This is a genomic window from Roseibium aggregatum, assembly GCF_017309185.1.
Classification (GTDB): domain Bacteria; phylum Pseudomonadota; class Alphaproteobacteria; order Rhizobiales; family Stappiaceae; genus Roseibium; species Roseibium aggregatum_B.
Window position 1 is genome coordinate 14,698 of record NZ_JAEKJZ010000009.1, and the last position, 14,050, is coordinate 28,747.

Below are 14,050 nucleotides of genomic sequence, written 5' to 3' on the forward strand. Positions count from 1 at the left end.
CCCCTTTGGGAAGGCCGATGGGCCGTCATCGTGATGTACAGAACGATGACGGCAAATACGGATTGGCCGTCGTTAAAGGAACCTGCCTCCCGGGGCGCGCCCGGTGCGGGCGGCCCCGCACGCTTCAGTTTTTATCTTCCGGCAGGTCCGGGAGCGCGAGAACCGGAATGCCTTCTTCCAGCAGGTCCTGCGCATCCTGAAGCGACGTCTGTCCGCAGATACTGCGTTCCTCCGCCTCGCCATAATGAATCTTGCGCGCTTCCTCGGCAAAACCGGTGCCGACATTTTCCGAGTTTTCAAGGACATGCGAACGCACGAGGCGCAGCGCCTCGAGAACTTCTTTCTGGCGGACATCGTCGGGCAGCAGCGCGGCCGCTTGTGCCACCCCGCGGTGCGCGACGGCATGGTTCGTCCCCTCCGAGGCGGCCGGTGCGGCCGGGACCGGACCGGCCTCCGTCTTCGGGTCTGAACCGCGGTCCGCCTTTTTTCGCGCGGTCGAAACCGCCGGCGCCATAAGCGCCTTGTTCACATTCGTGGAACCGCAGCCCGGGCACACGACCAGCTCTCGGCTGCATTGCGTTTCAAAGTCTTGCGAATTCCGGAACCAGCCTTCGAAGGTATGCGCGCAATCGCAAACGAGCGTATATCGGATCACGCCGTCATCTCCTTCAACCCGTCCGCGGTGGCGCAGACGAAATCGCGCTCATTGGCGATCGCCGGGATCCTCTGCCGGGCCTTTACCGCCATCGCCGTGTCGATTTCGGCCAGAACGTAACCCGGTTCGTCATGATCCAGTTCCGCGAGGATTTCCCCCCAGGGATCGACGACAAGGCTGTGCCCGAAGGTTTCCCGCCCGTCCTCGTGCGTGCCGCCCTGCGCGGCCGATATGACGAAGGCGCCGTTCTCGATCGCTCTGGCGCGCTGGAGCACATGCCAATGCGCCCGTCCCGTCTGCCTGGTGAAGGCCGCCGGAGCCGTCAGGACTTCCGCTCCCGCACGCGCCTGTGTGCGGAAGATCGCCGGAAAACGGATATCGTAACACACCGCCATACCGACTTTGATGCCAAAGAGGTCGGCAATGACCGTTTGCGTGCCCGGCTCGTAGGTCGCCGACTCGCGCCAGCTTTCGCCATTGGGCAGATCGACGTCGAACATATGGATCTTGTCGTAACGGGCCAGGATCGCCCCGGCCGGCTCGATAACGAAGGCCCTGTTGGCGACCTTCCCGTTATCGCTCAGGACAGCGATGGAACCGATATGGATAAAGACTTCGAGTTCGGCCGCCAGCGCCCTCATTCTTGCCAGAAAGGGATCGCCGTCCTCATCCGCGATCCGGTCCAGAAGCTCTTCCCGGCTGCGGACAAGCACGTTGGACATTTCCGGAGTCTGCAAATAGGACGCCCCCTTTCCGGCCGCCGACCGGATCAGGGTTTCCGCGACGGCGATGTTCTCCGAGACGGTTTTCCCGCTGCGAAGCTGGATACATGCTGCCCTGAAAAATGCCATTCAATCGCTCGTTTCTGCCAGACACCCCGTGCCCGCTCTTTCAAGCCTAATAAATCAGGACGCGAGCAGCGCGTCCAGTTTGCCGGCCCGGTCCAGAGCATGCAGTTCGTCGCATCCGCCAACATGCGTTGAGCCGATGAAGATCTGCGGAAAGGTGCTCCGGCCGTTGGCTTCCTGTATCATACGCTTGCGCAGAGCCGGATCGAAGGAGGCATCGTGCTCGGTGTAGGAGACACCCTTCTTGTCCAGAAGCCGCTTTGCCGCGGTGCAAAATCCGCAAAGCTGGCGTGTGTAGATCACCACTTCAGGCATCGGGCCCGATCCTTTTTTGTCCAATATGTGAAACGGTTATCCGGCTCGTCATATCAACCGGAAGTCCGGCGATATATGCGTGCAGGCGCAAAAAACTCAAGAGCGCAGTTCTAACGACCACGACACAATTAGTTGTCGCTGACCCCGGCGCTCTATCCGTCCGACGGTCTCGCATACGCGAAAGCCAGCACATCGACGGACGCCGCGCCGGCATTCAGCAACACCCTGCTGCAGGCGGCGACGGTCGAACCGGTGGTCACGACATCGTCGACCAGGACCACCTTCCGCTCCCGGACATCGCCCGGGCGAGCCTCGTCCAGTCCGAACGCCGCGCGGACGTTTTTCCGGCGCGCCTCGGCCGATAGCCCGACCTGTTGCCGCGTACGTTTCCGACGTTTCAACAGCGCCGGTTCATAGTGGCCGCCGCACTCCTCGGCGATCGCCCTCGCGAGATCGGCGGACTGGTTGAACCGCCGGGACAACAGCCGGAGCCAATGAAGCGGCACGGGCACGATCAGGCTGTCGGGACCGAGAAACTCACTGCCCTGTCTCGCCATCCAGCTTCCCATCGGCCGGGCGAGATTCCGGCGTCCGTGGAATTTGAGCGCATGAACGAGATCCCGTGCCGGTCCCTCGTAGGGAGCAACCGACCGCAGGCGGCCGAACACCGGAGGGGAAGCGATGGCCTGCGGGCTCCAGGCCTCTTCGCCGACATCATAGGAAAACGGCGTCCCAAGCCGGTAGCACCAGGGTTTTTCAAAAAACCGGATCTCCTGCCAGCATTGCGCGCAAAGGCCACCCTCCGGCGCGACCCTCCGGTCGCAGCTCAGGCACCGCTGCGGCAACACCGCATCGAGCGCGAACCGCCCGGCACGGACTGGGAGCTCGATCCACCTTGGCGCGGCAGCCGTCATCGCCGGGATCCCTTCAACAACTCGGCGGGCATCCGGCCGCACTGCGCGCCCGGGTTTTGACCCTGCGCCACAAATACCATATGTGATCGCCAGATGACGACCGGGGTCCAAGTCACGTGAACACACCAACCGAATTGTTCGACCGTTCGCTGTTTCGGCATCGCCGGCTACGTGCCCTGCAGGCCGCGAAACCCGGTGCGGATTTCTTGATGAAGGCGGTCGCGGAAGATCTGGGGGACCGTCTCGCCCTGATCAACCGGTCCTTTCCGGTTGCGGTCGACCTTGGCGGCCATACCGGCGCGGTTGTGAAAGCCATCGCCAACAGCGGCAAGGCGGAACGGTTTCTGAGAGCGGATCTGTTCGGTCGGGATCCAAGCCTGCCTCCGCCGGACCTTGTTCTGGACGATGCCTTGCTGCCATTCCGCGACGCTTCCGTCGATCTCATCGTGTCGGCCTTGAACCTGCATTGCGTCAACGATCTTCCGGGAGCTCTGATTCAGATACGCCGGGCACTGGCCCCGGACGGCCTGTTCCTGGCGACTTTGCCCGGGGCCGGAACACTGACCGAGTTGCGCGACAGCCTGACCCGGGCGGAACTGGAAATAACGGGTGGCGCGGCGGCCCGGGTTTTGCCGTTCGCCGACACGCGTGACCTCGGAGCGCTCTTGCAGCGCGCCGGTTTCGCGTTGCCGGTCACCGACCTCGATACGGTCACGGTGCGTTACGACACGATGTTCGCGCTCATGGCCGATCTGCGCGCCATGGGCGCAACCTCCGTCCTGAGCGAGCGCAGCCGAGCGCCGCTCAACCGCCGGATCTTCCTGCGCGCCGCCGAACTCTACGCTGAAAACTACGCCGATCCGGACGGCCGGATCCGGGCGACCTTCGCATTGACGACGCTCCTGGGCTGGGCTCCGCACGAAAGCCAGCAGAAACCCCTTCGCCCAGGCAGTGCGAAAACACGCCTGGCCGATGCACTCGGCGCCGAGGAACGAAAATTTGAAGACTGAAGGCTTCGGACCTTAATCGGTCGGGGTCGACGACAGCGAGGTGTTGATCACCCCGAGAACATCGTCTCGCATCTGCGTTCCGATAGCGCCGATGGTGATCATGACGGAAATGCCGATCAGACCGGCAATCAGACCGTATTCGACAGCCGTTGCACCGCGCCGGTCCCGAAACATGCGGGCAAACGCCTGCTTGAATGACTGAAATCCTTTCGGCGTCTGGTCCAATTCGAAACCTCCTGGTTTGCCCCTCCAGACCCTAGACCGCGTCGATAAGATGCGGGATCAGGGGCTCGTCCGCTGCCGGCATCGGAAATTCTCTCAGCCGCATGGCACGCACCCATTTGAGGGCCTGATTTTCACGGCCGTGCGGATTGCCTTCCCACCGACGGCAGATGAAAAGTGGCATCAGAAGGTGAAAATTTTCATAAGAATGGCTGGCGAAGGTCAGCGGCGCCAGGCAGGCCTCGTTAACTTCGATCCCCAGTTCTTCGTGCAGTTCGCGGATGAGCGTTTCTTCCGGCCGCTCCCCGGCCTCGACCTTTCCGCCCGGAAACTCCCACAAACCCGCCATCGATTTGCCTTCCGGGCGCTGCGCCAGGAGAATGCGTCGGTCGGCATCGACGAGGGCGCAGGCCGCCACGAGCACAATTTTAGTCATATTGGAGCGTCCTGTTATGCGGCAGCCTTGAAACCCTTTGTTCACCAGGGATTCGATTGACCGGCGTCAGAAGTACGCAGGAAAGGCTAGCTGCGGTAATCGCCATTAATCGCGACGTACTCCTTGGTGAGATCGCAGGTCCATACGCTGGCCTGGCCCTCGCCCAGTCCTAGATCGACCCGGATGACGATGTCTTCCTGCTTCATGACGGCGGATGCGACCGCTTCGCTGTAGTCCGGATCGCGTTCTCCCTCGACGGCGACCCGCACGTCTCCGAACCATATTGCCAGGCGATCGCGGTCCGCCGGTTCGCCCGCCTTGCCGACGGCCATGACCACACGTCCCCAGTTTGCGTCCTCGCCGGCGACAGCCGTTTTCACCAAAGGTGAATTGGCGATCGACAAAGCGATTTTTTTCGCGGAGGCGTCGCTTTCGGCCCCTTCGACCCGCACTTCGACGAATTTGCGGGCGCCCTCGCCGTCGCGCACGACCTGATGCGCAAGGTCGAGCATGACGTCGCCCAGTGCCACCGCAATCGCAGCCGCCCGCGGGTCCTCGCCTGACATGACCGGCTCCATCCCCCTTTGCGCCGCGGCTCCGGTCGCGAACAGGAGAACCGTGTCGGAGGTCGACGTGTCGCTGTCCACGGTAATGGCATTGAAACTGCCGCCGATTTCGCCGCTCAGCAGCGCCTGGAGAACATCCGGCGCGATCGCCGCGTCGGTGAAAATGAACGACAGCATGGTCGCCATATCCGGCGCGATCATGCCGGCGCCTTTCGCAATACCGTTGACGGTGATCGTTTCACCGTCCAGCTCGACGCTGGCGGTGGCAACCTTCGGATATGTGTCCGTGGTCATGATCGCCTTGGCCGCGTCAAGCCAGCCGGCACTGCCGAGACCGCTTTTCAGGTCATCGACGACGGTCGCGAATTTTTCCGCCGGCAACGGTTCGCCGATAACACCCGTGGATGCCAGAAAGATCTCGGCATCCGGGCAGCCAAGCGCGCCGGAGACGATTTCCGCGGACAGCTTCACAGCCGCCTTTCCCTTTTTTCCGGTGAAGGCATTGGCGTTTCCGGAATTGACCAGAAGCGCGCGCGCCTTGCCGCCGTTTAGCCGGCTCTTGCACCAGTCGACCGGTGCCGAAGAACATTTGGAGCGGGTGAAGACACCGGCAATGGCGGTGCCTTCCGAAACGCTCGCAAGCAGCACGTCCGTCCGGCCCTTGTATTTGATGCCGGCCTGGGCGGTCGCAAATTGAACCCCCTCGATGTCCGGCATTTCCGGATAGGATTTGGGGGCGAGAGGAGAAACGGTCGTCGACATCGAAGCGGTTCCGGTCAGAAAACGAATAATCAGTCCCTACTCACAAGCGCAGGACAAGCGCAAGCCTTTTCAGGCGACGGCCGCGCCGGCGAGACAAAAAACAAAAAAACCCGGCAGCGCAGCGCTGCCGGGCCTCATGGGAAAGAAGCGGCGGGTCTCACTCGGCCTTTTCGGTCTCTTCGCTCGCCTTGCCCTCGTCGTCCGCCTTCGCCAGTTTCTCATCGAGAATCTCGATCTCGACCGCGTCCTTGAGTTCGGCCATTTTGGCCTCGTAGCGCTCGCGGAAAAGCTGCTGACGCAACTGATCGGTGACGGTTTCCAGGGCAGGTTTTTCCTGACGGCGCTTGTCTTCCAGCTTGATGACATGCCAGCCGAACTGGGTTTCAACCGGTTCCTTGGTGTAGCTGCCCGGTTCCAGTGCGAAAACCGCATCTTCGAACGGCTTGACCATTTGTCCCTGGGTGAAATATCCGAGATCGCCGCCGTTGGGGCCAGATGGTCCCGTGGACTTTTCCTTCGCCAGTTCGGCGAAATCGGCGCCGCCGTCTAGTTCCTCGATCAGGGCTTCGGCTTCCGCCTTTTCCTTCACCAGGATGTGACGGGCATTGATTTCCTCATCGCCGACGAAGTCCGCGAATTCCTTGTCATAGGCGGCCTGGATTTCCTCGTCGGAAATTTCCCCGCCGATCTTCTGGGAAAGATAGGCGTTGCGCAGGGCCTGCAGCTCCAGAAATTCCACTTGCCGCTTGAAATCCGGATCCTGGTCCAGACCGTCCTTACGTGCGGCCTGGGCCATCAGTTCCATGTCCACGACGGCATCGAGGAGAAGCTCGCGCCACTGCGCAGGCGGAAACCGCTGCAGCTGCGGGCCGAGATCCTGCGCGGCAAAAGCAAGATCGGCTTCCGTGACTTCCGCGTCGCCGACCCTGGCGACCACATCGTCCGGCTCCGCGGCGGACAGACTGGCGGATCCGAGCGTCAGGGCCAGGAAGGAAACGGCAAGAGCCTGAGCCGGCCTGCGCATCGAAATTCGGAACATGAGAGGTCCTTTACGTATAGGAACAGAAATTATTCTATCCCCCGAACGCGGGGGCGTGGCTACATTGCCTATTCCAGCGGCGTTGACAAGCATTCAGCCCCCTCTTATCTGTCGGGCGACCCTGCTTTCGGGCTGGGATGGCATCTTTTCGGCCGCATGAGCCTGCCGGCGTTTTCCGCTCGCGGGCAACGTGGACACCAATTGAGACGATTTCATGGGCAGGCGCCACAATTGCCAATTGGCGCCGCCCTTCAGGGAAGGACCGCCACATGGCTGGCCTTGGCGCTTTAGCACGTAAGATTTTCGGGTCGGCGAACGACCGGAAGGTGAAGGTATTTAAAGGGACGGTCGACGAGATCAATGCCCTTGAGCCGGAAGTACAGGCATTGTCGGACGAGGCGTTGCGCGCCAGGACCGATGAATTTCGGCAGCAGCTGAAGAACGGCGCAAGCCTGGAGGACATTCTCGCCCCCGCTTTCGCTACCGTGCGCGAAGCGGCGCGCCGCGCGCTCGGGCAGCGTCATTACGACGTTCAGCTGATCGGCGGCATGGTACTGAACTCCGGCCAGATCGCCGAGATGCGCACCGGTGAGGGCAAGACCCTGGTGGCAACCGCCCCGGTCTATCTCAACGCCTTGGCCGGAAACGGCGTCCATGTGGTGACCGTGAACGACTACCTCGCACAGCGTGACAGCGACTGGATGGGCCAGGTCTACAAGTTTCTCGGCCTCAGCGTCGGCTGCATCACCCACGGCCTTTCGGACGAGGAACGCCGCGCCGCCTACGCCGCCGACGTGACCTACGGCACCAACAACGAATTCGGCTTCGACTATCTTCGCGATAACATGAAGCACGAGCGCGAGGCGATGGTGCAGCGCGGCCATGCCTTCGCCATCGTCGACGAGGTCGACTCGATCCTGATCGACGAGGCGCGTACGCCGCTGATCATTTCCGGACCGCTCGAAGACCGCTCCGAGTTCTACAACACGGTCGACGCCTTCATTCCGCATCTGACGGAAGAAGACTTCGAGCTGGACGAGAAGCAGCGCTCGGCGACCTTCACCGAGGCGGGCAACGAAAAGCTTGAGAACCTGTTGAGCGAGGCCGATCTCCTGAAGGGCGATTCCCTTTACGACGTCGAGAACGTCTCCATTGTCCACCATCTGCAACAGGCACTGAAAGCTCACAAGCTGTTTCAGCGCGACAAGGACTACATCGTCCGCAACAACGAAGTGGTCATCATCGACGAGTTTACCGGCCGCATGATGCCGGGCCGGCGCTTTTCCGAAGGCCTGCACCAGGCGCTGGAAGCCCGGGAGAAGGTCCGCATTCAGCCGGAAAACCAGACCCTCGCCTCGATCACGTTCCAGAACTATTTCCGCATGTACGGTAAACTCGCCGGCATGACGGGTACGGCGTCCACCGAGGCGGACGAGTTCGCCGACATCTACAAGCTCGAGGTCGTCGAGATCCCGACGAACGTTGAAGTCCAGCGACGCGACGACGACGACGAGGTCTATCGGACCTTCCAGGAAAAGTTCAATGCCATCGTCAAGCTCATCGACGACTGCAAGGAACGCGGCCAACCGGTGCTGGTCGGCACGACTTCCATCGAGAAATCGGAGCTTCTGGCCGAGCTGTTGAAGAAACACGGCTACAAGCAGGCCGACCTGAGCGACCCTGCCGGTTACGCGGATGCGCAGACGAAAAACGACGGCAAGTCGAAAGTCTTCGCGGTCCTGAACGCGCGTTACCATGAGCAGGAAGCCTTCATCGTCGCGCAGGCGGGCCTTCCCGGAGCGGTGACGATCGCAACCAACATGGCCGGCCGCGGCACCGACATTCAGCTCGGCGGCAACGCGGACATGCAGATCGCCACGGAACTGGGCGACATGCCCGAAGGCGACGAGCGCACCGCGAAAGAGGCGCAGATCCGCGCGAAGGTCAACGAACTGAAGGAAAAGGCGCTGGCAGCCGGCGGTCTTTATGTGATCGGCACGGAGCGCCACGAAAGCCGGCGCATCGACAATCAGCTTCGCGGCCGTTCCGGACGCCAGGGCGATCCCGGCCACTCCAAGTTCTTCCTGTCGCTGCAGGACGACCTGATGCGCATCTTCGGCTCCGAGCGCATGGACAGCATGCTCCGCAAACTAGGTCTCGAGGAAGGCGAGGCGATCATCCACCCCTGGATCAACAAGGCCCTGGAAAAGGCCCAGCAGAAGGTGGAAGCGCGCAACTTCGACATCCGCAAGAACCTTCTGAAGTTCGACGACGTCATGAACGACCAGCGCAAGGTGGTCTTCGAGCAGCGCATCGAACTCATGGACAGCGACGCGATCCAGGATGCGGTGGCGGACATGCGCCACGACGTCATCGAAGACCTGGTCTCCGCCCACATTCCCGAGCGCGCCTATCCCGAGCAATGGGACACCGAAGGCCTCGAAGAAGAGGTGCGCAAGTATCTCAACCTCGATCTGCCGGTGAAGGATTGGGCGGCCGAGGAAGGCATCGCGGACGAGCAGGTGAAGGAACGCCTGCGCAAGGCCGCCGACGAGGCGATGGCGCAGAAGGTCGCCAAATATTCCCCCGACATCATGCGTCAGGTGGAGAAGGCCGTCCTGCTTCAGACCCTGGACAACCTGTGGCGCGAACATCTCGCCAACCTGGACCACCTGCGGTCCGTGATCGGTTTCCGCGGCTACGCCCAGCGCGATCCGCTGCAGGAATACAAGACCGAGGCCTTCACACTGTTCGAATCCATGCTGACGCAGTTGCGCCAGATGACCACGGCCCAGTTGCAGCGTGTCGAACTCGTCACCGAACAGCCGCCGCAAATGCCGGCGACACCGGAAATGCACGCCCATCACATCGACCCGCTCACCGGTGAAGACGAGATGGCCGCTGCGGACGCTCAGCTGGGCGCCCCTGTGCAGCGCGATCCGAACGACCCCTCCACCTGGGGCAAGGTCGGCCGAAACGAGGCCTGCCCCTGTGGCTCCGGCAAGAAATTCAAGCATTGCCACGGGGCGCTGGTTTAAAACATCGCGCAACATTCTTCAGCCGGGCACGATCCTTTGCATTGGATCGTGCCCGGCTTCCGACGGCGGCAGGCAAAGCCACCCGGCATCACCTGACTGCTATCCGTCCCTTCATTTCAAAGAAACTTAGGTTTTTTTCCGGAGCGTCTTCGATATCAATCGTTAGGCCGCTGACTTTCACGACGCCGTTTTCGGACCGCAAGGCCAGTTTGACCGTGGCCGCCTCCGCACCATTTCCCGCTGAACTCCGCATCGTGTGCTCGAAGAAACGTCCCCACGCAAGCGACAGAAATCCCAGCGCAATGCCGACAAGCGTGCCAACGTCTTTCATGGCCACGAAAAGGCCAAGTGTGAAGTCTTCCTCCAGCACGGTTGGTTCGAATTCACCCTTCGCATCGTAAAGCGTGGAGGCATTGTTGGCTCCGTGCACGACAATGACGAAGATGCATGTGAAAAAATAAAACAAACCCGCACCAAAGATATCCCTGCCAAACAGCGGCCACTTCTGTGAGGCCCTGCTGTCCAGGACGAACCACCAGAGGCAGCCCAGAACCAGAAAGGCAAAAAAGAGCCAAACGTAAATCGAACCGCTGACAACCCTCGCTTCCCACCACATTTCCCCCTCCTCGCGCTGACACATCCACAACCATCGAAGGCTACTCAACCTAACACAACCGAGACCTTTTTGGTTTTCCTGGGCGTCAGCCCGTCGGGCTTCTAAAACGCCTGGCCGCTTCTTGTGTGCCGTGAAAGCCTGGATTACCCTGCGTCATGTGCGGGCAAGCCTGGATTGGGAATTCGGGAAAGGCTCAAGAACAACAAGCAGTCATGCCATCTCCCGAAGGCCGCGCGGCAAGCGCGGCAGCGGAGGCCATGGGAATGGGTACGTTTCACGTCGAGATTATCAAGCCGTCTCACTACGACGACGACGGGTATGTCCTGCAGTGGTGGAAAGCCTGGATCCCCTCGAATTCCATGGCCTGCCTTTACTCGATCGCCCGGGATTGCGCGCAGAGAAGCACACTCGGTCCGGACACGGACATTTCGGTCAACGCCTTTGACGAGATGACCATGCGCGTACCGCTTGAGGAAATCGCCGGCAAGACAAGGAACAAGGGCGGCATCGTCTGTCTCGTCGGGGTCCAGTCCAACCAGTTTCCCCGCGCCCTCGACATTGCCCGCCAGCTTCGCAGTCAGGACGTCACCGTCATCATGGGCGGGTTTCACGTTTCCGGCTGCCTGTCGATGCTGAAGGACACGCCAGCCGATTTGCAGGAAGCCCTGGACATGGGTGTCGTTCTCTTCGCCGGTGAGGCGGAAGAGCATTTCGAGAGCCTGTTAAGCGATGCGGCGAACGACACCCTGAAACCGGTCTACAACGTCATGAACGACCTGCCGGGTCTGCAGCATCAGGTTCCCCCCCTGCTGCCGGAATCCATCGTGCGCCGATATGATGGCAAGTTGTCTTCCTTCGACGCCGGGCGCGGCTGCCCCTTCCAATGCTCTTTCTGCACCATCATCAACGTTCAGGGCCGCAAGTCCCGCTGGCGCGACGCGGACGATATCGAAAAGCTGATCCGCGCGAACCACGCCCAGGGTATCCATTCCTTCTTCATCACCGACGACAACTTCGCCCGCAACAAGAACTGGGAAGCGATCTTCGACCGGATCATTCAGCTGAAGGCGCAAGACGGCATCAAGATCAACTTTCTGATCCAGGTCGACACGCTTGCCCACCGCCTGCCGAACTTCATCGAAAAGGCGGCCCGCGCCGGCTGCAGCCACGTGTTCATCGGCCTGGAGAGCATCAATCCGGAAAACCTTGCCCACATGAAAAAGGGCCAGAACCGCATCACCGAATACCGCAAGATGTTCCAGTTGTGGAAGGAAGCTGGCGTCATGACCTATGCCGGCTTCATTATGGGTCTTCCCAACGACACGCCCGAAAGCATCCGCAGGGACATTGAGATCATCAAGCGGGAGCTGCCCGTTGACATGCTCGAGTTCACGATGCTCACCCCCCTGCCCGGGTCCGAGGATCACCAGAAGCTTTATGAAAACGGCACCTGGCTCGACCCCGACCTCAATCGCTACGACCTCGAACACACGACCTGCGAACACCCGATCATGAGCCCGGAAGTCTGGCAGAACACCTACCGGGACATCTGGGACTGGTACTACACCGACGAGCATGTCGAAACGCTGATGCGCCGCAACGTCGCCTACGGCATCAAGCCCGTGCGGGTCTGGCGCATGTGCCTGCAGATCTATGGCGCCATGCGCTTCGAGGGCATTCACCCGCAACAATGCGGCTATTTCCGCTTCAAGGACCCGCGCCAGCGCAGGCCCGGCTACCGCCGCCTTCCGGCCGCCGTCCATTATCCGCTCTTCGCGCTTGAAAGCCTGGTGAAATATCTGGGATTCGGCCTTTACGGCTGGAAGATCCACCGGATGCGCAAGCGGATCCAGAAAGACCCGGCAAGCGCGTGCTACACCGATTTCGCGATCCAGCCCGTGACGGACGCCGAAGAAGAAAACCTGGAAATCTTCAACCTCAATGCCTCGGCCAAGGAAGCCGTCTCGAAAGCCAAACGGCAGAAAGAGATTATCGGCAGGAGCAAGCGGGAAACGGCCGAAGAGGTTGAGAAAAGCGCTGTCGGATAGGCTCCGCCTCCGCTTCCCGGGCAATTTCGAACGGTTTCGCATGACCTGAATGGTCTTGGGCTGGCTTTTCGAACCGATTTCCGGCAGGTTGCGCCGGATATCAATCGAATCCAGTTGTCCATGCAGCCAACGACTTCCTCCGAAATCTACGTGACCCGGCGAAAGACGTCCCGGCCCCCGTTGCCGATGCTTACCGTGATCGTCCCGGTCTTCAACGAAGAGGCCGTCATCGGACACTTTCTCGATGCCACCCGTCCGATCCTCGATGCGACCGGCCTGGCTTACGAATATGTTTTTATCGACGATGGCAGCCGGGACCGGACCGCAGACATCATAAGCGCAAGGCTGCGCGACGGCTTGCCCGGGAGGCTTTTGGGCCTGTCGCGCAACTTCGGCAAGGAAGCGGCCCTGTCTGCCGGCCTCGAGGCGGTCCGGGGCGACATCGCCATCATCATGGATGTCGATCTCCAGGACCCGCCGGACCTCATCGTGAAAATGCTGGACGGCTGGCGCGCGGGCTACGACGTGGTCTACGGCCTTCGCGTGGACCGCTCCTCCGACACCCTGATGAAACGCTCCACCGCTGACATGTTCTACCGGCTGTTCAACCGGCTGGCCAACATCGACATGCCTGCCAACGCCGGCGACTTCCGTCTCATCGACCGATGCGTCATCGACGCGCTTCTGAGGCTGCCGGAACGCAACCGCTTCATGAAGGGCCTGTTTGCCTGGGTCGGATTTCCGGCCATGGCGGTGCCGTACGAACGGCTGCCGCGGAAGGCGGGCATGGGCAAGTTCAACTACTGGAAACTCTGGAACTTCGCGCTCGACGGCCTGACCGGGTTTACCACCCTGCCGCTCAGGATCTGGTTTTATGGTGGCGCGATCATCTCATTCGGCGCCTTCGCCTACGCCTTTTACCTCACGATCCGTGTCATGATTTACGGTGTCGACTGGCCCGGCTACGCCTCGCTCATGGTCGCGCTGCTGTTTTTCTCGGGTATTCAGCTGCTCTCCATCGGAATGATCGGCGAATATGTCTCTCGCCTCTTCGGAGAAGCCAAGCAACGGCCGGTCTTTATCGTTCAGGATACCATCGAAGGCGCGAAACCCGGCTCCGGCAGCAAACCGCACCAGGCGACCGATGACGACTGAGGCGAAGTTTCACAAGCTGAAGACCGAAACGGCTTCCGCGGGCAAATTCGCCGTGGTCGGTGTGCTGGCAACCCTGACCCACGCCGCGGTGGCTGCCGGCCTTTTGGAGAGCGGCGCCTTGCCGCCTCTGGCCGCCAATCTCTGCGGCTATCTGGTGGCCTTCTGGGTCTCTTTCGGCGGGCATTACTTCTGGAGCTTCGCTCACCTGCGCCAGGAAGGCACCGCCGTCAAAAGCATTGTCCGTTTCCTGATTGTCTCCGTCTCCGGCTTCCTGCTCAATACGGCGATCCTGTCGCTCTGGCTGAAACTGACCCCCTGGTCCGAGCTCATGGGGCTCTTGTTTTCCATCGCCATCGTACCGGCGCTGACCTTCATGGCCGCGCGGCTCTGGGCCTTTTCCCATCATCCGGCGGAAAGCTGAGTTCC

14 protein-coding genes are annotated in these 14,050 nt (G+C 61.1%); 5 read left to right on the forward strand and 9 right to left on the reverse strand.

Translation table 11 applies throughout. The features are described from left to right. Window positions 1-124 precede the first annotated feature (124 nt). The 4 genes from JF539_RS26530 to JF539_RS26545 form a co-directional block, all read right to left on the reverse strand. Window positions 125-655, reverse strand: coding sequence for a DUF1178 family protein (locus JF539_RS26530; RefSeq protein WP_207144253.1), 531 nt, complete (start codon window positions 653-655; stop codon window positions 125-127). Then, entirely contained in the window at window positions 652-1,506 is an 855-nt protein-coding gene (locus JF539_RS26535; protein WP_207144254.1) for a carbon-nitrogen hydrolase family protein, read from the reverse strand. Before JF539_RS26535 ends, JF539_RS26530 begins: the two co-directional genes overlap by 4 nt. Before the next feature lie 54 nt (window positions 1,507-1,560). Further along, entirely contained in the window at window positions 1,561-1,818 is a 258-nt protein-coding gene (gene grxC, locus JF539_RS26540) for a glutaredoxin 3 (RefSeq protein WP_207144255.1), read from the reverse strand. Between the two features lie 152 nt (window positions 1,819-1,970). Then, window positions 1,971-2,732, reverse strand: a complete 762-nt coding sequence (locus JF539_RS26545) for a ComF family protein (RefSeq protein WP_207144256.1) — start codon at window positions 2,730-2,732, stop codon at window positions 1,971-1,973. 116 nt (window positions 2,733-2,848) lie between these two features. On the opposite strand from JF539_RS26545, the gene JF539_RS26550 reads away from it, so the two are divergent. Continuing rightward, window positions 2,849-3,742, forward strand: a complete 894-nt coding sequence (locus JF539_RS26550) for a methyltransferase domain-containing protein (protein WP_328809325.1) — start codon at window positions 2,849-2,851, stop codon at window positions 3,740-3,742. Between the two features lie 12 nt (window positions 3,743-3,754). Here the strand turns inward: JF539_RS26550 and JF539_RS26555 are convergent, their stop codons facing one another. The 4 genes from JF539_RS26555 to JF539_RS26570 all read right to left on the reverse strand — a co-directional run bounded on the left by JF539_RS26555 (window position 3,755) and on the right by JF539_RS26570 (window position 6,767). Continuing rightward, window positions 3,755-3,967, reverse strand: a complete 213-nt coding sequence (locus JF539_RS26555) for a Flp family type IVb pilin (protein WP_268957611.1) — start codon at window positions 3,965-3,967, stop codon at window positions 3,755-3,757. Between the two features lie 31 nt (window positions 3,968-3,998). Further along, window positions 3,999-4,400 carry an 8-oxo-dGTP diphosphatase MutT gene (gene mutT / locus JF539_RS26560; RefSeq protein ID WP_207144257.1) on the reverse strand — a complete coding sequence of 134 codons (402 nt, stop codon included), beginning with the start codon at window positions 4,398-4,400 and terminating at the stop codon, window positions 3,999-4,001. An 86-nt stretch (window positions 4,401-4,486) separates the two neighbouring features. Further along, window positions 4,487-5,728 (reverse strand): bifunctional glutamate N-acetyltransferase/amino-acid acetyltransferase ArgJ, encoded by a 1,242-nt coding sequence (gene argJ / locus JF539_RS26565; RefSeq protein WP_207144258.1) that lies wholly within the window; start codon window positions 5,726-5,728, stop codon window positions 4,487-4,489. 157 nt (window positions 5,729-5,885) lie between these two features. Beyond that, complete coding sequence (locus JF539_RS26570) at window positions 5,886-6,767, reverse strand: peptidylprolyl isomerase (RefSeq protein ID WP_236042686.1); 882 nt, start codon at window positions 6,765-6,767, stop codon at window positions 5,886-5,888. Between the two features lie 269 nt (window positions 6,768-7,036). Here JF539_RS26570 and secA point away from each other — a divergent pair, with 269 nt between their 5' ends. Then, a complete protein-coding gene (gene secA / locus JF539_RS26575) occupies window positions 7,037-9,805 on the forward strand; it encodes a preprotein translocase subunit SecA (RefSeq protein WP_207144259.1) in 2,769 nt (922 codons plus the stop codon). 88 nt (window positions 9,806-9,893) lie between these two features. Here the strand turns inward: secA and JF539_RS26580 are convergent, their stop codons facing one another. Next, entirely contained in the window at window positions 9,894-10,421 is a 528-nt protein-coding gene (locus tag JF539_RS26580) for a hypothetical protein (RefSeq protein WP_207144260.1), read from the reverse strand. Window positions 10,422-10,633: 212 nt separating this feature from the next. Here JF539_RS26580 and JF539_RS26585 point away from each other — a divergent pair, with 212 nt between their 5' ends. The 3 genes from JF539_RS26585 (at window position 10,634) to JF539_RS26595 (ending at window position 14,045) form a co-directional block, all read left to right on the forward strand. Continuing rightward, window positions 10,634-12,469 (forward strand): B12-binding domain-containing radical SAM protein, encoded by a 1,836-nt coding sequence (locus JF539_RS26585; protein ID WP_236042687.1) that lies wholly within the window; start codon window positions 10,634-10,636, stop codon window positions 12,467-12,469. 120 nt (window positions 12,470-12,589) lie between these two features. Continuing rightward, window positions 12,590-13,624, forward strand: coding sequence for a glycosyltransferase family 2 protein (locus JF539_RS26590; RefSeq protein ID WP_207144261.1), 1,035 nt, complete (start codon window positions 12,590-12,592; stop codon window positions 13,622-13,624). Further along, window positions 13,614-14,045 (forward strand): GtrA family protein, encoded by a 432-nt coding sequence (locus JF539_RS26595; RefSeq protein WP_207144262.1) that lies wholly within the window; start codon window positions 13,614-13,616, stop codon window positions 14,043-14,045. The genes JF539_RS26590 and JF539_RS26595 overlap by 11 nt, the downstream gene beginning before the upstream one ends. Window positions 14,046-14,050 lie beyond the last annotated feature (5 nt).